The organism is Streptomyces deccanensis, from assembly GCF_022385335.1.
Taxonomy (GTDB): Bacteria; Actinomycetota; Actinomycetes; order Streptomycetales; family Streptomycetaceae; genus Streptomyces; species Streptomyces deccanensis.
On record NZ_CP092431.1, the window covers coordinates 370,981 to 394,001 of the forward strand.

Sequence of the window (23,021 nt, forward strand, 5' to 3'; positions counted from 1 at the left end):
GCGGACAGTGTGCCGTTCGTCGGCGGCCGCCTCGGGCGCGGGTGGGCGGCGGGTGCCGGGGACTGGCGGCGGTCGTCGGGGCGCGTGCCGCGAGGGGCGGGGTTACCTTCGGCGGTATGGACGGTGATCTCGGGAGCCGGCGCCGGTGCGCGCTCGGCGGCGCGGTGTTCGCCGTGTGCATGGCCGGCACGACACTGCCGACCCCGCTGTACGGCCTCTACCAGGAAAAGTTCGGTTTCTCGGAGCTCACGGTCACCGTGGTCTACGCCGTCTACGCCTTCGGGGTCATCGGTGTGCTGCTGCTGGCGGGCAACGTCTCGGACGCCGTGGGCAGGCGCCCGGTGCTGTGGTGGGGCCTGGGGTTCGCGGCGGCGAGTGCCGTCTGCTTCCTGTGCGCCACCGCGCTGGGCTGGCTCTACGCGGGGCGGCTGTTGTCGGGGCTGTCGGCCGGCCTGTTCACCGGGGCCGCCACGGCGTACGTGATGGAGCTGGCGCCGCGTGGTGGTGTCTCGCGGGCCACGTTCGTGGCGACCGCCGCGAACATGGGCGGGCTCGGCTGCGGTCCGCTGCTGGCCGGGGTGCTCGCGCAGTACGCCCCGTGGCCGCTGTATCTGCCGTTCGCCGTCCATCTCGCCCTGGTGGCCTGCGCGGCGGCCGTCCTGTTGGGGCTTCCGGAAACCGTGCGGGAGCGACGGCCGCCGGCCACGGTACGACCTGGGCGGCCCAGCCTGCCGCCGTCGGTGCGGACGGTGTTCGGGCCGGCGGCGGCCGCCTCCTTCGTGGGGTTCGCCCTGTTCGGGGTCTTCACCTCGGTCAGCCCGGCCTTCCTCGCCCAGTCCCTGGACGTGCGCGATCACGCGGTGAGCGGGCTGGTCGTCGCGCTGGCCTTCTTCGCCTCCACGGCCGGGCAGTTGGCCGTCGGACGTGTCGGTGTGCGCCGGTCGCTGCCGCTGGGCTGCGCCGGGCTGCTGGCCGGGCTGGCGCTGCTGGCGGGCGCGCTGCACTGGGAACTGCTGGCGCTGGTGGTACTCAGTGCCGTCGTGGGCGGGGCCGCGCAGGGTCTGGCGTTTCGTGGAGCGCTGTCCGCCGTGGCGGCCGCGTCGGCGCCGGATCGCCGGGCGGCCGTGATCTCGTCACTGTTCGTGGTGGCCTACACGGGGATCTCGGTGCCGGTCATCGGGGTGGGGTTCCTGGCGGAGCCGATGGGTCTGGAAGGCGCGGGGCTCGTCTTCATCGCGTGCATGGCGGTGCTGGTGTCGTCCGCGGCCGTGTATCTGCTGCGACGTCCGGTACCGGCTCCGAAGGCGGAGGCCGAGGCGGAGGCGGAGGCGGAGGCGGAGGCGGAGGCGGAGCGATCGGGCTGAGGGGTTCATCGGTCGCCGGGAGTAGGTCCCGCGTCGCCGGGAGTAGGTCCCGCGCCCCAGGTGCGGTTCGCACCCGAGTGGCTAGGGTCCGTCCTCATGGAGACCACGGGAATCGTTCGCCGTCGGACGGCTGAGCGTGTGCGCGACACTCTGGAACGGCTCGTCGGCGAGCGGGACGTCTGGCTGTCGACGGCTCACCCCGAACACGGGCCGCACCAGGTGCCGTTGTGGTTCTCGTGGGACGGGCGGGCGGTGTGGATGTGCACCGGCGCCGCGTCCGTGACCGTACGGAACGTCCGCGAGGAGCCGCGCGTGCGCCTGTCGCTGCCGGACACGTTCGACGTGGTGCTGCTCCAGGGGGAGGCGGAGTGTTTCGCCGACCAGGAGGTGCCCCGGGACGCGGCGGAGGCGTTCGCGGGGAAGTTCGGGTGGGATCCGCGCGTGGAGGACGGTGCCTTCGTGTACGTCCGCGTGGTCCCGACGACCGTACGCGCTTGGCGCGGCGAGCCGGAACTACGCGGGCGAGTCATCATGCGGGACGGCGTGTGGTCGGAATGACGACGACGGCCGACCCTCACCGGCGCGGCTGGTGGACCGGCTTCCAGTGGCTCCAGTCGGGGATGGGCTCGCGGGACTCGTGCCAGGGTGCCGGGAGGCCGGCCGTGCCGGTGCGGGACGCGACGACGCCGCCCGCGATGGCGCAGGTGGTGTCGCGGTCGCCCCATCCGGCGACGGTCTGCCAGAGCGCCTCGGTCAGGTCGTTCAGGTGGCCCGCGGCGGACCACAGGGCGAACGGGACCGTGTCCGGGGCCGAGATCAGTGTTCCCGAGCCCAGGACGGACGCCGCGTGGCGGACCGACGCACGGTCGGAGAACGCGGCGGCCACCAGGAGGCGGGAGCGGACGTCGCTGTCCGGCACATGGTCGGCGACCTCCCGCAGGAACTCCGGGCGAGGCGGGGCGTCGTGGCCCTCGGTCGCGGCCGCCAGTGCCGCCGCGACCGCCACGGCGACGGCGCCCGCCACGGCCTCGGGGTGGGCGTGCGTGGTCAGCGCGGACAGCCTGGCCTGCTCTCGGGCTGCCGGCAGGTCGTCGCGGAACCACGCGCCGAGGGGTGCGACGCGCATCGCGGCCCCGTTGCCGTAGGAACCCTGGCCGCCGAACCGCTCGGTGGTGACGGCCCGCCAGTCACCGCCCTCGCGGATGCCCCGGAGCACACCGTGCATGGACGGCCCGTACTTGCGCCCCGGGTCACGGTCGTACTCGGCGGCGAACTCCACCGCCAGGGTGTCCGGGAGGACCTCCCCGTGGGTCGTCAGGTGGCCGAACACGACGAAGGCCATGGCGGAGTCGTCCGTCCACGACCACGGCCCGGGACGCGGCTCCCGCGCGGCCCACAACGCCTCCGCGTCCTCGTCGGACCGCGTGAACCAGCTGTCGCCGAAGGCGTCACCCATCACCAGGCCGTCGAGACCGGCGTGGGCGTGGAAACGGCTGGTCATCGGAAGACTCCTCCGGGCGATGGGGATGGGGATGGGGACGAGGGGGGTGGCCAGAGCATTGTCGTCGGCGGGCGACGAGCGTGCGAGTGTGTTTCCGCGCTCGCCGTGCCCCGCCTGATTCCGGCCACCCGGCTGCAACGCGTGCTCGCGGCCTCGAACTTCGTCCACACCGGGACGTTCCCCAAGGAGGACTGGACGCGCCTGAGCGGGCGCACCGCACGGGAGTCGAGGGTGCTGGTGCTCGCACCTGACGCACCCGGGAGGTGCGGCGGACGTGCGTCCTCGTGCGCCGCGCTCCGCGACGGCGCCGTCGGCGGACGCGGCCGGTCAGTTGACCTCCCGGGGCCGTCCGGACCAGTACGGCTCGCGCAGTTTGAACTTCTGGACCTTTCCGGTCGCCGTTCGAGGGATGGTCTCCCGGAACTCCACGCTCGTCGGGGCCTTGTACCCGGCGAGCCGTTCCTTGCAGTACGCGATGATCTCGGCCTCGCTCACGGCCGCTCCCCCGGCCCGCACGACCAGCGCCTTGATCGTCTCGCCCCATTTCGTGTCCGGCACCCCGATGACCGCGACCTCGGCGACCCCGGGGTGGCTGAAGATCGTGTCCTCCACCTCGATGGACGACACGTTCTCGCCGCCGGTGATGATGACGTCCTTCTTCCGGTCCGAGATCGTCAGATGTCCGTCGGCGGGGTCCAGGGTCCCGCCGTCGCCCGTGTGGAACCAGCCGTCCTCCAGCACGGCGGCGGTCTCCTCGGGCTTCTCCCAGTACCCGTCCAGGACCACGTTCGAGCGCGCCAACACCTCACCGGAGTCGGCGACTCGGAGCTTCACCCCGAGCGCCGGCAGACCCGCGCGTGACAGCTTCCGCGACCGCTCCTCACCCCGCAGGGCGTCGTCATCGGGCCGCGCGCGGTTGAACGTCAGCAGGGGCGAGGTCTCCGTCAGGCCGTAGATCTGGGTGAACTCCCAGCCCAGTTCCTCCTCGACGCGCTGGATCATCCGGCTCGGGGGCGGCGCTCCCGCGCACACGATCCGCACCCGGTCGCGCCCCGGCACCGGCCCTTCCCAGCCGGTCGCCGCGTCGAGGACCGCGTTCCACACCGCCGGCGCGCCGCACATCAGCGTCACGCCGTGTTCGTCGACCCGGCGCAGGATCTCGGTGCCGTCGACCTTGCGCAGAACCACCTGCCGGGCGCCGAGCCCGGCCATGACGAACGGCATCCCCCACCCGTTGCAGTGGAACATCGGCAACGTGTGCAGATACACGTCCCGCTCCCAGGCCCGCGTGTGCAGGCCGAAGGTCAGCCCGTTCACCCAGATGTTGCGGTGCGTGAGCTGAACCCCCTTGGGGCGCGCGGTCGTTCCGGAGGTGTAGTTGATCGTCGCTGTGGCGTCCTCGTCCGGGCGCGACCAGGGCCTCGGCTCGACCCCGAACCGCATCAGCCCGGTGTCCGTCTCCTCCCCCAGGGTGAACCGGTGCGTCACCTTGACGTCGGCGACCGTGTCCCGCACCTCGGGGTCGACCAGCAGCACGGAGGCACCGCTCTGGCGCACCACGTACTCGATCTCCTCCGCCTTCAGCCGGAAGTTGACCGGCACACAGATCCGCCCGCTCATCGGCACCGCGAACAGCAACTCCAGCAGTCGGGCCGAGTTGTGGCTGACCACCGCCACCCGCTCGCCCTCCCCCACCCCGAGCGCGTCCAGTCCCGCCTGCCAGGCCCGCACCCGTTCCCCCAGTCGTCCGTACGTCGACGGCGCCACCGGCGCCGCGGGCTGACTCGGTTCGTCGATCACCCCGGGGCTGTCGGCGAAACCCGCCTCCGCCCGGTCCAGGAAGTCGGCCACCGTCATCGGAACACGCATGTGTCTCCCCACTCGCCCTGTCCGCACGCCGCGTACGCCACGTCTCATGTCTCCTACGAGTTGTTACTCCCCTCCCGAGCGCGTGCGCCACTGGCCGGTCACCCGATCGGGTAGGCCGCTCCACGCGTTTTGTCATGTGGGTGGCTAGAACTCCGGGGTGGGCTGGTTCACGGTGGTTCCTCCTGTCCACCTGATCCGCCCGGAGGGATCCAGCAGTGAGACGAAGGCGATTTGTGGCAGGGACCATCGGTGTCCTGGCGGGGACGGCGCTCGGCCCCTCCGCGTCCCGGGCCGACGTACCGGCGGCCCGCGCACAGGACCGACGGACCGTACCGGCGCCGCGCGCACAGGACCGGCAGACCGTACCGGCGCCGCGTGCGCGGGGCTGGCAGGCCGTGCCGGCACCCGGTAGCCTCCCCGCCGCGCAACTGCGGCGCGTCGCCGCCGCCGGGCCGCGACTGGCCTGGGCCGTGGGCGAGGAGAACCTGGGCGCGCAGACCCAGCAGCAGGCCCTGTCCATGGTGTGGAACGGAAGCGTCTGGACGAAGTCCGACCTGTCGCACCTCACGCACACGAGGATCGTCGATGTCGCCGGTGTCCACACGTCCGCCGCGTGGGCCGTGGGCCATCCCACCGGCGACACCACCCCCCTGCTGCGCTGGGACGGCACCACATGGCGCGAGGCCGACTTCCCCGGCCGGGGCGAGCCGGACGTCCGGCTCACCTCGGTGGCGGTGGGCCGCGACCGGCAGGTGTGGGTCTGTGGGACCCGGGACGGCGCCGCCCGCCTGCTGCACGGCCACGGGCGGCGGTGGCGCTGGCTGGACCCGCTGCCCGTCGAGAGCGTGAACCTCTGGCGGGTCGTCGTGCGCCGGCCGGGCGAGGTGTGGGTCTGCGGAGACCGGTCGAACGGCGGCGGCTGGTCGGGCCTCGTGGCCCGCTGGGACGGTGCGTGGACGGTGCTCCCCCCTGTCGTGGGCCTACGGCTCGGCATCGCCGACGTGCACTCCGCCGGTCCGGACGACGTGTGGGCGGTGGGCACCGAGGCCGGTGTCGGCGGGCCGATCGGCCGTCCCGGCAACCCCGCGCTGAGCCACTGGGACGGCACGGCCTGGACCCGGGTGGAACCCGGCTTCACCCTCGGGTCGCTCACCGGGATAGCGAGCGACGCGCGGGGCCGCGCAGCATGGATCTCGGGCTGGAACTTCTCGGACCAGACCCGCGGTACGTATCTTCGCCGGGACGGCGACACCTGGACGCTCGCCCGGGGCCCGGCGGGCCCGGCCCCGGCGCCCTACCTCAATGACGTGACGTCCGTTCCGGGCACCCGGGGATTCTGGTCGGTGGGCATGACGCACTCCGCCCCGTATCCGCCGACCGAGGCATACAGCGAACACCTCGGGGCCTGATCGGCGGCGGACTCCGGATCGCGCCTCGCGGCGACGCCGGGGAGGATCGGGTGGGGCGGCGACCTCGTGCGGAGCCGCCCGCCACCTGTCCCTCGTGTGCGGAGGTACGCCATGACCGCGTCCGACGACTCGCCGGCCGGTGCGGACGATGGCGGGCGGTACGGCGGGCGGTACGGCGAGGCCGTCTTCCGTCCGGAGCAGGTCGGCGAGGGCGAGCGGATCGATTTCGGTGCCCTCGCCTACGACGACATCACCTTGGCGCGGCTGCGGGAACTCGGGGTCGGCCCGGGGTGGCGCTGCCTCGACGTGGGTGCCGGCACGGGCACGGTCTCCCGTCGGCTGCTGGAGGAGGCCGGGGTGACGAGCGTGCTCGCCGTGGACCGCGACGTACGGTTCCTCGAAGCTCGGCCGATACCCGGGCTCGACGTCCTGGAGGCCGACGTCTCCGCCCCGTCGTTCGCCCCCGGCCGGTTCCGGCTCGTCCACGCGCGCTTCGTGCTGATGCACCTCCCCGAGCACGACCGCCTGATCACAGCGCTGGCCGAACTCGTCGCACCCGGTGGGGTGTTGGTGCTCAGCGACGCGATCGACCTGACGAGTGACCGGACGAGCGGACTGACGAGCGGACTGACGAGCGACCGGACGCCCGACACGCCGTACAGCGTGGCGATGCGGGCGATGTGGGAGGGGCTGCGGGACACCATCGGCACGGATGTCTCCTGGGTTCCGTCGTACCCACAACTGCTGCGGGCCGCGGGGCTCGGGTCCGTCGCCGCCGAGGTGCATGTGCCGCCGCTGGTGCCGGGCAGCCCCATCAGCCGCTTCTGGGCTGACACCTGGGACCGGAGCAGGACGGCCATGGTCGCCACCGGACTGGTCGACGACACGGCCGTCGACGCGGCGATCCGTTATCTGTCCTCGGACGAGTGCGCGGCGGTGTCGGCCGGCATGCTCACCGTCTGGGGACGGAAACCCGCGAGCGGCCCGGACGCGGCCCCCGCGTAGCCGTGTGCCTGCTCGCCTCGTGTTCCAGAGACCCGCGCGCCCCATGTTCCAGAGAGTGGACGCCTCTTGGTGTCGGGTTGCGGCTGCGGTAGAAATGGGCCATGAATCCCGAGCCCCTGGTGCGACGCCTGGTCATCGACCTGTGCCGACGCCCGGGCTCGTGTTGTTGCTGAGCCGACGCTCCCCCGCCCGCCCCGCCGTCCGGTGACCCACCCGGCGCGGGCGATCCCCGCGCGCTGTCGCGGGGTGCTTACTCCCGCTCGGTCCAGCACCGCTCTCGCTCGGGGCCGGCCGCCCACGTCGCTCGGCGGCGGCCGCTCATGTCCCGGCGCCCCCTGGAGGACGCCACGTGTCCGCAACTCCCCCTCTTTCCAAGCCTGATCAACCGACAACCGCACCCTCAGACGCGCCCACACCAGCACCAGCATCCGCACCCGCCGACGTACCGCCCGAGCCGGCCCAGTCGCCCCGTTCGTCCACACGTGGTTCATGGGCGCGCGCCCGTCACGTCGTCCTGCCCGTCGGCTCGCTGCTGCTCTTCCTCCTCCTGTGGCAGGTGGTGGCGGCGAGCGGAACGTGGAGCGAGACGCTCGTACCGTCACCGGCGAAGGTGTGGGACGCGTTCGTCACCGTGTCCACGACGCACGACGGTGTCCGGGGCTACAACGGCACCTACCTCGTCGAGCATCTGGGCATCAGCCTGCGGCGCATCGCGGTCGGAGCCGGCATCGGCATCGCGCTCGGAGTACTGTTCGGGCTGCTCATGGGCACGGTCGGCTGGATGCGTTCGCTGTTCGAGCCCTGGATCACGTTCCTGCGGACGCTGCCGCCCCTGGCGTACTTCTCGCTGCTCATCATCTGGCTCGGCATCGACGAGGAGCCGAAGATCACGCTGCTGGCCGTGGCCGCCTTCCCGCCCGTGGCCGTGTCCACCACCACGGCCGTCACCGCCGTACCGAAGAGCCTGATCGAGGCCGCCCGGGCACTCGGCGCGTCTCGGTGGGACGTGGTCCGGGACGTCGTGGTGCCGTCCGCGCTGCCGGAGACGCTCACCGGGGTCCGACTCGCCGTGGGGGTGGCCTACTCCTCCCTCGTCGCCGCCGAGTTGGTCAACGGTCTGCCCGGCATCGGCGGCATGGTCAAGGACGCCGCCAACTACAACAACACCCCCGTGGTCCTGGTCGGGATCATCGCCATCGGAGTCTCCGGCCTGATCATCGACGGCCTGCTGCTGCGTCTCGAACGCACGGTGGTGCCGTGGCGCGGTCGCGCCTAGCGCCACCGACGACCGACGACCGACGACCGACGACCGACGACCGACGACCGACGACCGACCAACACCCCCCTCTTTTTCCGTACCTCCCCCTGCACAGAAACGGCTCCGCCATGTCCCGTGCTCCTCAAGGCCCGTCCCGTCGACGCCTCCTCACCGGAGCCCTGGCCGGTGTCACCGTCGCCGTCTCCGCCGCCGTCACCGGCTGCTCCACGGACAGCGCGGCGACGACGTCCGGCCGCTCCAAGAAACTGCGCATCGGCTACTTCGCCTTCCCCAGCGGCGACTTGATCGTGAAGAACAGAAAACTGCTGGAAAAGGCGCTCCCGGACCACGACATCACCTGGATCAAGTTCGACTCCGGCGCCAGTGTCAACCAGGCCTTCATCGGCAAGTCCCTCGACATCGCGGCACTGGGCTCCAGTCCGTTCGCTCGCGGGATCTCCGGCGGTTCGCCCATCCCGTACAAGGTCGCGTGGATCCTCGACGTCGCGGGCGAGAACGAGGCCCTCGTGGCGCGCAGGGCCACCGGCATCTCCGACGTCGCCGGGCTGAGGGGCAAGAAGATAGCCACGCCGTTCGCGTCCACGTCGCACTACAGTCTGCTGGCGGCGCTGGAGACGGCCGGGCTCAAGGCGTCCGACGTCCAACTCATCGACCTCCAGCCTCAGCCGATCCTCGCCGCCTGGCAGCGGGGCGACATCGACGCCGCCTACGTCTGGTTGCCCACCCTGGACGAACTGCGCACGTCCGGGACCCAGTTGACCAGCAGCAAGGAGGTCGGCGCGGCCGGAAAGCCGACGTTGGACCTGGCCGTGGTGTCCGACGACCTGATCGCCCGTGACCCGAAGGCGATCGCCGCCTGGCGCAAGGCCGAGGCCGATGCTCTGCGCCTGCTCAAGTCCGATCCGAAGGGCGCGGTGAAGGCCGTCGCGGCCGAGCTCGGTATCAGCGCGGCGGACGCCGAGGCGCAGCTCTCGCAGGGCGTGTTCCTCACTCCGGAGCAGGTGGTGTCCGCCGACTGGCTGGGCACCGACGACACCCCCGGAAAGCTGCTCACCTACGTCACCGACACGGCCCGGTTCCTGGCCGCCCAGCAGCAGATCGACGCCGCCCCGTCGGCGGACGCCGTGCGCGAGGCGTTCTACCTCAAGGGGCTGTCCGATGTCCTCAAGTGAGCTCGCCGCGATCCCGGCGGCGGAGCCCGTGGCGGACGCCGGAACCGTCCGCCTCGACCGTGTCACCCACCGGTACGGCCGGGGCGGCGAGGCCGTCACCGCTGTCGGGCCGGTGGATCTGTCCGTCCCGGCCGGGGAGTTCCTGGTCCTGGTGGGTGCCTCCGGGTGTGGCAAGAGCACGTTGCTGCGGCTGATCGGTGGGTTCGAGCAGCCGACGCTCGGTTCGGTGCGGGTCTCCGGCGGCGAGCCGCACCCCGGTCGGACGGCCGGCGTGGTGTTCCAGACACCACGGCTGTTCCCGTGGCGGACCGTACGGGGCAACCTCGACCTGGCGCTGCGGTACGCGGGGGTGGACCGTGCCCGGTGGCCGAAGCGGCGGGCGGAGCTGCTGGCCCGGGTCGGCCTGGAGGGCACCGAGCGGCGGCGGGTCTGGGAGATCTCGGGCGGCCAGCAGCAACGTGTCGCCATCGCCCGGGCGTTGGCCGCCGAGAACCCCCTCCTGCTGCTCGACGAACCGTTCGCGGCGCTGGACGCGTTGACCCGGGAGCGGCTGCAGGAGGACGTCCGTCGGGTGACCGACCACACCGGGCGGACCACGGTGTTCGTCACGCACTCGGCCGACGAGGCGGTGTTCCTCGGCACCCGCATCGTGGTGCTGACCAGGAGCCCGGGGACCGTGGCCCTGGATCTGCCGATCACCCTGCCGCGCGGCGACGTCGACGCCGAGGAACTGCGCGGTTCGCGCGAGTTCGCCGAGCTGCGCGCCCAGGTCGCGCACGCCGTCAAGGCCGCCGCCGCGGCCTGATCACCGTACTCACGAAAGGACATCCCGGTGAGCATCCTGCATGAACGGACCTCCGTGGCCCGTATCCCCGTCATCCCGCTCGGCCCGCACTTCGGTGGGGAGATCCATGGCGTCGACCTCGCCCGCCTCCGCGACGACGACGTGCTCGCCCTGCGCGAGGCACTCGTGGCCCACAAGGTGCTGTTCGTCCGTGGCCAGCACGGTCTCGACGACGCCGCGCAGATCGAGTTCGGCAGACGACTGGGCGAGGTCACCGTCGGGCATCCGGTGCACGACTCCGGTGACGTGGCGCCCGAGGTGTACTCGCTCGACAGCCAGGACAACGGCTTCGCCGACGTGTGGCACACGGACGTGACGTTCGTACAGCGGCCGCCCGCGATCTCCGTGCTGCGAGCCGTGGTGCTGCCGCCCCACGGCGGTGACACCAACTGGGCCGACAGCCAGCTCGCCTACGAGTCACTGTCGCCGGGACTGCGGGCGTACGTGGACACGTTGACCGCCGTCCACGACGGCACCCGGGAGTTCGGCTACTACCTGGCGCAGCGGCGGCAGGGCCGGGGCAACCTGTGGGAGGGCGAGGTGTTCACCGCGCTGACCCCGGTCGAGCACCCGGTGGTGCGGGTGCACCCCGAGAGCGGCCGCAAGGGGCTGTTCGTGAACCCCGGCTTCACCTCGCACATCGTGGGTGTCTCGGAGCACGAGAGCCGGGGCGTCCTCGACATCCTCTACGCCCATCTCACCAAGCCCGAACATGTCGTGCGGCACCGCTGGCAGCCGGGCGACGTCGCCCTGTGGGACAACCGCAGCACGGCCCACTACGCCAATCGCGACTACGGCGACCGGCACCGGGTCATGCACCGCATCACGCTGCGCGGCGACACACCCGTCGGCCCCGCGACCGCGCCGCGCTGACCGACGTCGACACCGGTCTCCGGTTACCGACCCACGGCCCACGACCCACGACCCACGACCCACGGCCCACGACCCACGGCCCACGGCCCACGACCCACGACCCACGGCCACTGAACACCGACCACCGACCACCGAGGACGAGGGAGCACATATGTCTGTTCAGGACACCACCGAGGATCTGGCCGCTTTCACCCGCGACTGGCAGGAGTGGCACACCGGGCAGGAGGAACGGCTCGCCGACCCGCACGGCTTCCTCGCCGTCACCGGACTGCACTGGCTCGGCGAGGAGCCGCAGCGCTTCCCGGACGCGCCGGGCGCCTGGTCGACCGGCGCCGACGGGGTCGTCGTACTGCTCGACGAGGGGGAGGAACTGGTCGTGGACGGAGTCCCCGTCCACGGCGAGCACCGTTTCGGGGTGCTCCCGGAGCGCGGCGGGGTGGAGGCGGTCTGGGGCGAGGCCGTGATCGAGGTGGCCAAGCGCGGCGGACACGACATCGTCCGCCCACGGCATCCGGACGCGCCGCTGCGGACCGCGTACACCGGCACCCCCGCCTACGCCCCACACCCCCGCTGGGTGGTGACCGGCCGTTACACGGCCTTCGACGAGCCCCGGCCGACGACCGTGGGTGCGGCGGTGGAGGGCCTTGAGCATGTGTACGACGCGCCGGGCCGGGTCGCGTTCGAACTGGACGGGCGTCCCCTCACGTTGACCGCGTTCCCCGGACACGGACCGGGCGGTCTACTGGTGCTGTTCACCGACGCGACGTCCGGGGTCACCACCTACGCGGCCAACCGGTCCCTGGCCCTCGCCCCACCCGCCGCCGACGGCACCGTCGTCCTGGACTTCAACCGGGCGACGAACCTGCCGTGCGCGTACACCGACCTGGCCACCTGCCCGCTGCCGCCGGCCGAGAACCGGCTGCCCGTGGCGATCGAGGCCGGGGAGAAGATCCCTCGCGAGCGGGGCGGTTCCTGAGTGCCGTCGGTCGGCTCTCGCGGATTATCGGGCGCCTGGAGTGAGCGGCACCGGGAATGTGCCTACCGCCGACGTTTCGCGGATCGATGAGTAACATCCGCACACAGCACGTTCGTTGTCGGGAAGGGAACCGCCATGACCGAGACTCCGTCAGAGTCGACCGACCTCAAGACGCAGTACACCGCCCAGGTCGCCGCCGACCTCGAGCGCAACGCCAAGGAACAGGAGCGGCTCATCGGGGAGATCGACGCTCTGCAGGAGCAACTCCTCAGTCTGCGGCAGGACCACGCCGTGCTGGTGAACATGCAGCAGGCTCTGGGCGCAGCGGCATCCGTGGCCGCGCCCGTGGCCGAGGAGGTCGCGACGCCCTCCGTGCCCCGGCAGAAGACCGCCTCCACCCCGGGAGCCGGCAAGCGCACCCGGGCGAAGAAGGCCGAGCCCCCGCAGGACGGCAAGCGGACGAGGAAGTCGACCGCCACGAAGCCCACCACCGCCAAGACGGCGACCGCGACCACGGCCACGAAGACCGCGACCGCCAAGGCCCCGACGGACGCGAAGGCCACGACCACCAAGGGCGGGACCGCCAAGGCCACGACCGCCAAGTCCGGAGAAGGCAAGGCCACGACCGCCAAGACGGCCGCCACCAAGACGGCGGCCAAGTCGGCGGCCACCAAGAGCGCGGCCGCCGAGAAGGCTCAGCCCACCCTCGTCGAGCTCATCCGCCGGCACCTCACCGAGCAGAGCGAACCACGCTCCGCGGCCGAGGTGGCCACCGCGCTCACCCAGGCCCACCCGGACCGCCGCATCCAGACCAACGTCGTGCGCACCACCCTCGAAGGGCTCGTGGCCAAGAGCAACGCCCAGCGGGTCAAGCAGGGATCCTCCGTGTACTACACGGGCCCCGACGCGCCGGAGCCGACCGTCCCGCCTCAGTCCTCCTCCGAGCCCGCGCAGGCGACCGACTGAGGCGGGGCGGGCCCCTCTCCCCGAGGTTCCTCGGAGCCCGTCTCCACCGCTCGGGCCTCCCGCCGACGAGTGATTCGCTCGCCCGTCAGTTGACGCGGGCGATCTTCCAGACTTGGTCGGACCGCTCCCGCGTCGGTCCGGACGCGGCGGTGGATCGTCGGAGGCCCGGCACCGTGGAGCGTGGTGCCGGGCCTCCTGTCCTCCGCCCCTCAGCGCAGGTCTGTGGTGAGCCGGTAGCGGCCCGACGGCAGGCGGTACGAGGACACGCCGTCCGCGTGGCCGAGGAACCGCACCCCGTCCACGCGCGCCAGCGGGGTGCGACCCTCGCGGACGGCGTCCGCCGAGGCGGCCGGGAGACGCAGGGTGGCCTCGCTGTTCGCGGGCACGACCGCCTCGTACGCCAGGGTGCGGCCCCCGTCCTCGACCTCCCAGCCACTGCGGATCTCGCCGTACGGCGACTCGTACGCGCCCGAGACGCGGGTGATCCGCCCGGTGGGGTCGGGATGGGGTCGCAGGAGGAAACGCCGGAAGCCGGGGCCTTCCGGGTCGGGGGCGATGCCGGCCATGTAGGCGTACATCCACTCCATGATCGCGCCGTAGGCGTAGTGGTTGAAGGAGTTCATCCCGACCGGGCCGAAGCCGGCCTCCTCGGAGTAGGAGTTCCAGCGCTCCCAGACCGTGGTGGCGCCGTTCCGCACCGAGAACAGCCAGGACGGCAGCGCGTCCTGGTACAGCAGCGCGTACGCCAGGTCGGCGCGGCCCTCGTCGGTGAGGACGGGGGCGAGGACGTTGACGCCGAGGAAGCCGACGGAGAGCGTGTTCTCGGCATGGTGGACGCGGACGCTGTCCGGGTGCGCCTTCTTGTAGGCGGCGTCGTTGCCGATGTTGTCCGCCAAGTGACCGACGAGCGCTCGGCGTTGGGCCTCGGTCTCGTAGAAGCCGAGCTTGAGGATCCACAGTAGCGCGCTCTGGCTGTTGTCCTCGGTCCTCTCGTCCGGGTCGGAGCCGGGTTCGATCGGGGAGGCCTTGCCCAGCCCTGACCTCACGGTGACGCGATCGCCGTCGGTGCTCAGGTACTTGGCGACGAACGCCCGCTTGATGTTCCCGAAGAGCCGCTCGTACTCCTCGGCCTCCGCCGCCCTGCCGGTCGCGCGGGCCATCCTCGCCATCAACTGGGTGGAGTAGCCGTAGTAGACGTCGCTCATCAGCTGCGTGCTGGTCTTCTGCGGGGCGAGCCAGTCGCCGGTGAGGGAACCCTGGCCGGCGTAGGTGTCGCCGGTCTGCTGCCGGATCCAGTCCAGGTAGCGCGTCATCGAGGGCCAGTTGCGCTCCACGACGGTGGTGTCGCCGGTCATCTGCCACACGGTCCATGGCAGGACGACCCCGCAGTCCGCCCAACCGCTGCCGCCGCCGGGGAAGTTGTACCGTCCGCCGGGGGCTACGCCGGTGTACTGCGCCCGGTCCGCGCCGTAGATGGCCTGGGAGTCGACGACGGTGTCCTGGAAGTGGCTGAGGAAGACACTCGCGTCGGCGTTGTAGAGGCCGGTGGTGGCGAAGACCTGGGTGTCGCCGGTCCAGCCGAGGCGTTCGTCGCGCTGCGGGCAGTCGGTGGGCACCCAGAAGTAGTTGCCGCGCTGTCCCCAACGGACGTTGCTCACCAGCTGGTTGACATCCGGATCGTTCGTCGTGACGGTCCCGGTCTCGCGGAGGGCGGAGGTGGCGACCTTGCCCGTCAGCCCGGTGATGGTGACGGTCTCCGACGCCGTCACGGACACGTAGCGGAAGCCGTAGAAGGTCAGCGTGTCCTGATGGGTCTCGCCCTCCGGGTCGCCCTTGAGGATGTAGGTGCTGGTGGCTTCGGCACTGCGGAGGTTGGCCCGGTAGAGCGAGCCCTCGGGGCCGTCCGCGCCGGCGCTGTCGTCGTTGAGCATCTCGCCGAACCGGAACTCGACCCGGGCACCGGCCGGTCCGCGCACCCCGTAGCGGGCCACGCCGACCATGTTCTGGCCGAGGTCGTAGACGGCGGTCTCACCGGCGGAGAGGGTGACCTCGGCGCCGGCCGCCCGCGCGGGGTCGGTCACCGTGCGGTCCGGGTCCACGACGACGCGCCCCCGGCCGCCCGGACTGACGTCCTCGCCGGTCACTCCGGTGGCGACGGTCACGGACCGCGGTCGCTGGTCCCAGCGGTCGACGAAGCGCGCGCTCTCCCCGGGGTAGGCCATCAGCCGCACGTCCGGGTACCTGTCCTCGAAGGCGACGCGTTCCACGTCCGCCCACGTGCTGTCGTCGAATCCGGGCGCGGTCCAGCCCGTCAGCTCGCGGCGGGCGTCGTAGGTCTGGCCGTCGTAGATGTCGTCGGCCCGGTGGGGTCCGGTGTCGGTGGCCCGCCAGCCGTCGTCCGGGCGGGTGACGACGGTCTGCGTCGTGCCGTCGGTGTACTCGACCAGCAGCTTCGCCTTCACGGTGAGGGCATTGCCGTCCTCGGAGTAGTACGTGCTGCCGTCGGAGACCCGGCCGTTGTACCAGCCGTTGCCCAGGACGACCGCGAGCGTGACGTCGGACGCGTGGCGCAGGTGGCGGGTGACGTCGTAGGTCAGGTAGTCGACGCGGGTGTCGTAGTTCGTCCAGCCCGGCGGCAGGAGTTCGAGGGTGGGGGCGCCGTCGTGGTCGACGGTCACCCGCTCCCCGTTGACGTGGGCCTCGTAGACGCCGAGGGCCGAGAGGTACAGCCGCGCCTCGCGCACCCGTCGGTCTCCGCCGAAGTGGAGGGGTGCCTCCTTGCGGAGCATGGGCGCGCCGGGCGAGCCGGGGGTCTTCCCCCGCATCCCGATCCACTGCGCGCCGTCCCACCCTGTCACGCCGTCGGTGCTCATCAGGCCGGTCTCGAACACGGAGGTCTCGCTGCCCGCCCGGCGGCCCTCGGCGTCCCAGACGGCGACGGACCAGTGGTAGCGGGTCGAGGGCCGCAGCGGCTCGCCCGCGTAGGGGACGGCGACGGAGTCGGCGGATGGGACCTGTCCGCTGTTCCAGACGTCGGCGTGGCCGGCGGTCAGCCGGTCCGCGGAACTGGCGACGAGGATCTGGTACGCCCCCTGCCGCCAACCCCGGGTGTCGGACCGCGTGTGCCACCCGAAGCGCGGGTGGTCGGCGTCCACACCGAGGGGTGCGGTGCGGTGTTCCACGGTGAGTCCCCGTACGGGGCCCTCCTGCGGGCGGGCGGGGGACGCTTCCTCCGCAGCGCTCGTTCCTTCGGCCATGACACTGGCTCCTATCGACATGGCACCGGCTGTTCGGTCTCTCGGGTTCTGGTCACAAGCGGGTGGTGAACGTGTGGCGTCCCGAGCCGACGACCCGGGCAGGGTGGTCCGGGGCGGGCAACCGGATCTCCGCCGTGGTGTTCGGCGGGAGCTCCACGTCGAGTCGGAAGCGTCCGTCCTCGCGGGTCCAACGGGCGGACACCACGCCGTACGGGGTGCGATAGCTGCCCTCGGCGTGGGTGAGGTCGCCGACGGGGCGGGGGTCGATGACCAGTTCACGGTATCCGGCGCCGCCGGGCACCTGGCGGATGCCGACGACGCCGCTGTGGAACCACTCCTCGATCTGCAGCAGGATCATGTGGTTCTTGGAGGCGCCGATGTCCCAGTCTTCCGGAATGGTAGTCAGGCCCCGGGGGTTGGCGGTGGTGGGCGCCATGAAGTGGCCGTAGCTGGGGCGGGTGTCCTCCTGGAGGACCTCCCACAGGAGGTCGTCGTGACCGCCCTCGTGCAGGGCCCTGACCGTCGGGGCGAGCCCGATGGTGCCCCCGCTGAAGTGGGGTCCGCCGCCGAACGGGCGGTGGGCGTGGACCAGTTCGACGAGTGCCTGAAGGACCCTGCCGCGCTCGCCGTCGGGGACGAGGCCCTCGTCGAGCGCGAGTGCCTGCGCGGCCTGCGTGGCGCCGGCGGCGCCCCGGTCGCCCTCGGCGGTGTACCGGCCGAGCGCCGTGTTGTAGAAGGCGTCGTTGAACGCGTCCTTGATGTTGGCGGCGAGGTTGCGGTACTCGGCCGCGTCGGCGTCGCGCCCGATCAGGGCGGCCATCCGGGCCATGCGGTCGGCGACCTGGTGGTAGCCCCAGGTTCCGGTGATGCGGCCCGAGGTGTTCTCGTCGGCGATCCAGTCGGCGAGGGCCGCGTCCACGAGGTGGGCGTCGGCGCCGGTGCCCGCCTTCCTGGTGCGGATGTAGTTCAGGAACTCCTGCATCCGGGGGTAGTGGCGGCGCATCGTCTGGGTGTCGCCGTACGTCTCGTACGCCAGCCAGGGCACCAGGACGATGCCGTTGCCCCAGTTGATCTCGTCGCCGAACCGGCCGGTGTACCCCCAGTCGTACACGGGGGTCTTCAGCGCCACGTTGCCGATGTCGTCCCCGGCGCGGGACTGGCCCTCGACCAGGTGGCGTTGGGTGGTGCGCAGGTAGGCCGCGTAGCCGAAGGTGCGGTGCACGGCTCCGAAGGGCTGGACGTAGTCGGCGGGGTAGGAGAGCTTCTCCCGGCCGGGGCAGTCCGTGAAGGTGGACATGACGTTGCTCATGATCGAGTAACGGGACATGCGGTGGACGCGGTTGATCCGGTCGTCGGAGGTGCGCAGGGAGCCGGCGTCCGGGACGTCCGCGTGGATCTGCAGCCCGGTCACGGTGTCCAGGGTGGGGACGTAGTCCTCCGGCAGGCCGGTCACCTGGAGCCACTGCATGCCGAAGTAGTGGAACTGCGGATGCCAGCGTTCGCCCCGCTCATCGCCGTACGTGGTGTAGGTGGCAAACAGGTCGGTGCCGCGGGCGGGGCCGCCGCCCATGAGCGACGCCTGGTCGACGGTACCGTCGGCCTTCAGCGACTCGCCGGGGTACAGCTTGACCGTGGTCCCGGCCGGGAGCGGGCCGTCGAGGTCGAGCAGTGGCCAGCCGGCGAAGTTCTGTCCGAAGTCGAAGACCCAGACGCCGGAACGCGCTTGGGTGACAGCGACCGGACGGATCCTGTCGACGATCCTGAGCGGCTCGGCGGACCGCCACACCAGTTCGGTGGTGAGGTTGGGCGGCGGTGCGATGCCCGCGTCGGTCCAGCCCATGCCCGTGCCGTCGCGCCGGCGTGCCGACGCGCCGAGGTCCGCGCCGGGCGCGGTCCAGTCGGGCTGTTCGCGGCGGGCGTCGTAGTCCGAGCCGGAGTACCAGTTGGCGGTGACGTTCGGGCCGAGCGCCGCCCGCCACGAGCGGTCGCTGACGACGGTCTCGACGGTGCCGTCGGCCTTCGTGAGTTCCAGGCGGGCGATCAGCCGGGGCGGGACGGCGGCGCCCGCGCTCGGGTCGGTTCTCGCGAGGGGGTTGCCGGAGCCGACGACGCCGGAGCCGCTGTCGTGCCCGGCGTCGAGACCGGGCTCGAAGGTGATGCCGGTGCCGTCGGCGCCCGCGGTGCCGATCGCGGTGATCGTCCGGGACTCCAGCCGCTCGCCGCCGTCGCCGGTGTCGATGCTGACGGTGCCGCCGACGTGGAAGTTGGCGACGCTGCTCACCTTGACCGTGGTGGCGCCCCGCGCGACGGGCTCGACGAGGGTGCCGGCGCCCTTGGTCTGGCTCTGCCACCAGCTGTACGGGGCGGTGCGGCCGGTGGTGGGGTTGGTGACGGACCGGGTCACCAGGGCGGTGCCGTGGCCCAGTTCGACACCGAGGGTGTTGTCGCCGGTGCGGACGAGGCGCGTGACGTCGTACGTCCGGTACTCGGTGGAGAGCTGGTAGTTGGAGTTGCCGGGGGCGAGCACCTCGTCGGTGACGGGTTCGCCGTTGAGGTGGGCCACGTGCAGTCCGATGCCGGAGAGGTACAGCCTCGCCCGGACGACCTTCCCTCCTCGCGGGCTCACCCGGAAGGCGCGCGCGAAGACGGGCAGGGGCTGGTCGAGGGTGCGGCCCGGGTACTCGATCCAGCGGGCGTCGCCCCAGTCGGAGCGCTTGAGGAGGCCCGTCTCCCAGGTGCCGGGCCGGCTCCACTGTGTCGCGTGGCCGTCGGTGCTCCAGACCCGCACCTGCCACACCACCCGCTCGCGGGAGGCGGGCGCGGGTCCGTGCCAGGCGATGTCGGTCTGGTCCGGGGAGCGGACCTTGCCGCTGTCCCAGAGCAGGCGGCCCCGGTCCAGGTCCTTCTCCGAGCGTGCCGCGCGGATGCGGTAGGCGGCTTGGGTCCAGCCGGCGTGGGCTCCGGTCACGCGCCAGCTCAGCCGGGGGGCGGGGTCGTCGACGCCGAGCGGACTGTCCTCACGGCCGTCGACGGCGAGCCCGGTGACTCTCGCTCCACGGCGGTCGTCCTCCCCGTCGGCGCGGGCCGCCGCCACGGGCAGCCCGGGAACGACGGGCGAGGCCAGACCCGCCGCGGAGACGGCGATCGTGCCCACCACCTGTCTACGGCTCAACGCCTCACTCGGGACATCGGGCATGCCGAACCTCCGATCGGTTGTTCACTGTCGGTTTGAACGTTTCATTCAGTCGGCGGAGAGAGCCGTCGGCCGCGGGGCGCGGCCGACGGCGCGTCGGTCAGCTGCCGGACTTGTAGTCGGCGTCCATCTCGTCGAGGAGCTTCGCGGGCGTGGACTGTCCGCTGAAGATCTCCTGGAGGCCGCTCAGCATGGTCTGCTGGACCTTGGGGTTGGGCCAGAGCTGGTCCATGAAGGGGACCGTGCGGTCCGACTCGATGAACTCCGACAGTTCGGCGAGCGAGGGGTCCGCCGCGAAGCCGGTGTCGGACAGGGACGGCAGACCGCCCTGCTTCTTGACGAAGGTGTTCATGCCGCCCGCCGACATCACGAAGTCCACGAACTTCAGGGCCAGTTCCTCGTTCTTCGCCTTCGCGTTGACGCCGTACCCGGCGCCCGCGGCGGCGGGTACCAGGGTCTGGGCCGGGTCGTCGGTGGCCGGGAGCGCCTTGAGCGTGAACGTGCCCTTCGGGTTCTTCTGCTGGAGGAGGGCGATCACCCAGTTGCCCTGCACGATGCCGAGGGTCTTGCCGGTGGCGGCGAGCTGCTGGCTGGCCTCGTAGTTGGTGCCCAGCGGATTCTTCTGGAAGCAGCCGGTCTTCTCCATCGTCATGTACTTGTCGAGGGCGGTGGCCCACGACGACTTCGCGAAGGTGACCTCGCCGGCCTGCATCTTCTTGTCGAAGTCCCGGTCCTCGCCGTAGACGGTGGTGGCGACCAGGGCGTACAGGACGAGCTGGGTGACCCAGTTGTCCTGGTTGCCGAGCGCGAAGGCGGGGGTGCCCTTGGCCTTGGCGGCCTTGCAGAAGGCCAGCAGGTCCTTCCAGGTGTCGGGCGCGGTGAGCCCGGCCTTCTTCAGGGCCTGCTCGTTGTAGACGGCGCCGATGCCGTTCTGTCCGAAGACCGCGTTGTAGGTCTTGCCCTCGTACTGGGCGACGGACTTCATCGCGTCCGGCAGCTTCGCCGCCCACGGCCGGTCCGACAGGTCGCGCAGATAGCCCGGCTTGGCGAGCACGTACGTGGCGGCCGGATTGCCGTTGCCGGGCCAGACCGACAGCACGTCGGGCGCGGTGCCCGAGGACAGCTGGGTGCGGATCTGTTGCTGGTACTGGTCGGCGCCGCTGGTGGTGTACCGCACCTTGACGCCCGGGTTGGCCTTCTCGAACGCCTTGACGACGTCCTCGATCGAGCCCTGGTCGACCGAGGCGACGGTCAGCGTCTTCGAGCCGCCGGAGCCGCTCTCGGTGCCCGCCTTGGTGCCGCCGCTGCAGGCGGCGAGCACCGCCATGGACGTGACCGCGGCGACCGTGACCGGGAGTGTGCGTGTCTTCATGAGGTCCCCCTCGGGGAAAGTGCCACCGGACTTGAGGGACGGTCGGGCGTCGGGGTCATCCCTTCAGCCCTCCCGCGAAGCCGTTGATGATGCTGCGCTGCAGCAGGAAGTAGACGAGCAGGACGGGCAGGATGCTGATCACCAGCGCGGCGAAGATGAGGTTCCAGTCGGTGACGTACTGGCCGACGAAGCCCGCGATCGCGACCGGCAGCGTCTGCTGGGCGCTGCCGCTGAGGTACAGCAACGGGGTGAAGAAGTCGTTCCACACGGCGACCGTGTTGAGCACGAGGGCCGTGACGGTGATGGGTTTGAGCATCGGCAGGACCACGTACCGGAAGCTCTGCAGGGGTGTGCAGCCGTCGATCAGGGCCGCGTCCTCGAAGTCGCCGGGCAGGGCGCGCAGGAAGCCGACGTAGAGGAAGACGGTGAACGGCACCTGGAGGCCGGCGTAGAAGAGGACCAGGGCCCAGGGGGTGCCGAGCAGGCCCAGGTCGCGCATGGTCTGGTACAGCGGCAGGGAGGCGAGTTGGAAGGGGAGGGCGAGACCGAGCAGGATCGTCAGGTACGTCCCCCGGGACCAGCGGGCGGTGATCCGGGCCAGCGGGTACGCGGCGAGCGACGACACGGCCAGCACGACGACGACGCTGCACACCGTCACCAGCAGGCTGTTGGCCAACGCCCCGCCCAGCGCTCCCTGTTGCCAGGCCTGAGTGAAGTTGTCGAGGGTGGGTGAGGTGGTCGGGCTGATCGGCGAGGAGGTGTCCGACGTGGGGCGCACGGCGAGGTTGACCAGGACGTACACCGGGAAGCCGACGAACAGGGCGGCGGCGATCATCGCCAGTTCCAGCGCCAGGGTGCGGCGGCCGTAGCGCTTCATGACGCGGCCCTCTCGTTGCGGGACAGGGCGGCGTACTGACCGGCCGAGACGACCGCCACGATGATCGTGAGGACGACGGCGAGCGCGATGCTGTAGCCGAACTCGCCGAGGGTGAAGGCGTCCTTGTAGATGAGGGTCGAGATGGTGTCGGTGGCGTGGCCGGGCCCGCCGCCCGTCAACGCGTAGACCTGGTCGAAGAGTTTGATCCCGCCGATGATCGACAGCATCAGGTTGATGGTGAGGGCCGGGGCGAGCAGGGGCCGGGTCACCGACCAGAAACGGCGCACCGGGCCCGCCCCGTCCATGGACGCCGCCTCGTGGATCTCCTTGGGCACCGACTGGAGCCCGGCCAGGAAGATGACCATGGAGTAGCCCGCGTACTGCCACACGGTTACCCCGACCACCGACCACAGGGCCAGCTCCGGGTCACCGAGCCAGTCCTGCCGCCATCCGCCGAGGCCCACCGCACCGAACAGGCTGTTGACGGCGCCGTCCGGGCCGAGCAGGTTCCGCCAGAGGTAGGCGGTCACGATCGGGGTGATCACGGCCGGCGCGAACAGGAACACCCGCAGGAGGTTGCGGGACTTGATGGCGGAGTTGACCCCCAGGGCCAGCAGCAGCCCCACCGCGTTCTGGACGACCGTGATCGCCACCGCGATCAGCAGTGTGTGCCAGACGGCCTGCTTGGCGTCCGGGTCGTCGAGCATCGCGGCGAAGTTGTCCAGGCCGACGAAGGAGAAGTCGGGGTCGAGCCCGTCCCAGTCGGTGAAGGCGTAGTACACGCCGCGGACGCTCGGCACGAGGACGACGAAGGCGAACAGCAGCATCGCCGGCAGGGCGAACCACCACGGCGGGGCCGTGCGCGCGGGCCGGGGCCGCGGATCCGGTGCCGCGACCGGAGGCCGGTCCTTGTCGACGAGCCGCTTGTGCGGGGCCAGAGCCACCGACGAACCCCCTTTCTTGAAACGATTCACATCACGTGTGTGCCGATCCGCCGATCCGCGCCGCGCGGGACGCGTCGGCTCTCCCGACGGTGTTCGGAGCTGACTGGAGAAGCGGCCCGC

17 protein-coding genes are annotated in these 23,021 nt (G+C 71.6%); 10 read left to right on the plus strand and 7 right to left on the minus strand.

The features are described 5' to 3' along the window. Positions 1-116 precede the first annotated feature (116 nt). Both L3078_RS01760 and L3078_RS01765 read left to right on the plus strand, forming a co-directional pair. Positions 117-1,364: an MFS transporter gene (locus L3078_RS01760; protein ID WP_239750164.1), complete on the plus strand. Its 1,248-nt coding sequence runs from the start codon at positions 117-119 to the stop codon at positions 1,362-1,364. A gap of 96 nt (positions 1,365-1,460) precedes the next feature. Next, on the plus strand, positions 1,461-1,922 hold the full coding sequence (locus L3078_RS01765) for a pyridoxamine 5'-phosphate oxidase family protein (RefSeq protein WP_239750166.1): 462 nt from the start codon (positions 1,461-1,463) through the stop codon (positions 1,920-1,922). A gap of 16 nt (positions 1,923-1,938) precedes the next feature. Here L3078_RS01765 and L3078_RS01770 read toward each other — a convergent pair whose 3' ends face one another. Further along, complete coding sequence (locus L3078_RS01770) at positions 1,939-2,865, minus strand: ADP-ribosylglycohydrolase family protein (protein WP_239750170.1); 927 nt, start codon at positions 2,863-2,865, stop codon at positions 1,939-1,941. Positions 2,866-3,192: 327 nt separating this feature from the next. Further along, complete coding sequence (locus L3078_RS01775; RefSeq protein ID WP_239750172.1) at positions 3,193-4,734, minus strand: AMP-binding protein; 1,542 nt, start codon at positions 4,732-4,734, stop codon at positions 3,193-3,195. Between the two features lie 233 nt (positions 4,735-4,967). On the opposite strand from L3078_RS01775, the gene L3078_RS01780 reads away from it, so the two are divergent. The 8 genes from L3078_RS01780 to L3078_RS01815 all read left to right on the plus strand — a co-directional run bounded on the left by L3078_RS01780 (position 4,968) and on the right by L3078_RS01815 (position 13,258). Next, positions 4,968-6,143, plus strand: a complete 1,176-nt coding sequence (locus L3078_RS01780) for a ligand-binding sensor domain-containing protein (protein WP_239750175.1) — start codon at positions 4,968-4,970, stop codon at positions 6,141-6,143. Positions 6,144-6,254: 111 nt separating this feature from the next. Further along, positions 6,255-7,148: a class I SAM-dependent methyltransferase gene (locus L3078_RS01785; RefSeq protein ID WP_239750176.1), complete on the plus strand. Its 894-nt coding sequence runs from the start codon at positions 6,255-6,257 to the stop codon at positions 7,146-7,148. A gap of 514 nt (positions 7,149-7,662) precedes the next feature. After that, positions 7,663-8,424, plus strand: coding sequence for an ABC transporter permease (locus L3078_RS01790; protein WP_239760168.1), 762 nt, complete (start codon positions 7,663-7,665; stop codon positions 8,422-8,424). 110 nt (positions 8,425-8,534) lie between these two features. Further along, a complete protein-coding gene (locus L3078_RS01795) occupies positions 8,535-9,599 on the plus strand; it encodes a taurine ABC transporter substrate-binding protein (RefSeq protein ID WP_239750177.1) in 1,065 nt (354 codons plus the stop codon). Further along, on the plus strand, positions 9,586-10,404 hold the full coding sequence (locus tag L3078_RS01800) for an ABC transporter ATP-binding protein (RefSeq protein ID WP_239750178.1): 819 nt from the start codon (positions 9,586-9,588) through the stop codon (positions 10,402-10,404). The genes L3078_RS01795 and L3078_RS01800 overlap by 14 nt, the downstream gene beginning before the upstream one ends. 27 nt (positions 10,405-10,431) lie before the next feature. After that, on the plus strand, positions 10,432-11,316 hold the full coding sequence (locus L3078_RS01805; RefSeq protein ID WP_239750179.1) for a TauD/TfdA dioxygenase family protein: 885 nt from the start codon (positions 10,432-10,434) through the stop codon (positions 11,314-11,316). Positions 11,317-11,467: 151 nt separating this feature from the next. Then, the gene (locus tag L3078_RS01810) at positions 11,468-12,292 is read left to right on the plus strand and encodes a DUF1684 domain-containing protein (protein ID WP_239750180.1); all 825 of its coding nucleotides are present in this window, start codon (positions 11,468-11,470) and stop codon (positions 12,290-12,292) included. A 135-nt stretch (positions 12,293-12,427) separates the two neighbouring features. After that, entirely contained in the window at positions 12,428-13,258 is an 831-nt protein-coding gene (locus tag L3078_RS01815) for a hypothetical protein (protein WP_239750182.1), read from the plus strand. A 209-nt stretch (positions 13,259-13,467) separates the two neighbouring features. On the opposite strand, the gene L3078_RS01820 is transcribed toward L3078_RS01815, so the two are convergent. The 5 genes from L3078_RS01820 to L3078_RS01840 form a co-directional block, all read right to left on the minus strand. Further along, entirely contained in the window at positions 13,468-16,515 is a 3,048-nt protein-coding gene (locus L3078_RS01820) for an alpha-L-rhamnosidase (RefSeq protein WP_239750184.1), read from the minus strand. 52 nt (positions 16,516-16,567) lie between these two features. Continuing rightward, complete coding sequence (locus tag L3078_RS01825; protein ID WP_239750185.1) at positions 16,568-19,711, minus strand: family 78 glycoside hydrolase catalytic domain; 3,144 nt, start codon at positions 19,709-19,711, stop codon at positions 16,568-16,570. Between the two features lie 97 nt (positions 19,712-19,808). Further along, a complete protein-coding gene (locus L3078_RS01830; protein WP_239750186.1) occupies positions 19,809-21,080 on the minus strand; it encodes an ABC transporter substrate-binding protein in 1,272 nt (423 codons plus the stop codon). A gap of 55 nt (positions 21,081-21,135) precedes the next feature. After that, positions 21,136-21,957 carry a carbohydrate ABC transporter permease gene (locus L3078_RS01835; RefSeq protein ID WP_239750187.1) on the minus strand — a complete coding sequence of 274 codons (822 nt, stop codon included), beginning with the start codon at positions 21,955-21,957 and terminating at the stop codon, positions 21,136-21,138. Next, positions 21,954-22,901 (minus strand): carbohydrate ABC transporter permease, encoded by a 948-nt coding sequence (locus L3078_RS01840; protein ID WP_239750188.1) that lies wholly within the window; start codon positions 22,899-22,901, stop codon positions 21,954-21,956. The genes L3078_RS01835 and L3078_RS01840 overlap by 4 nt, the downstream gene beginning before the upstream one ends. Positions 22,902-23,021: the final 120 nt, after the last annotated feature.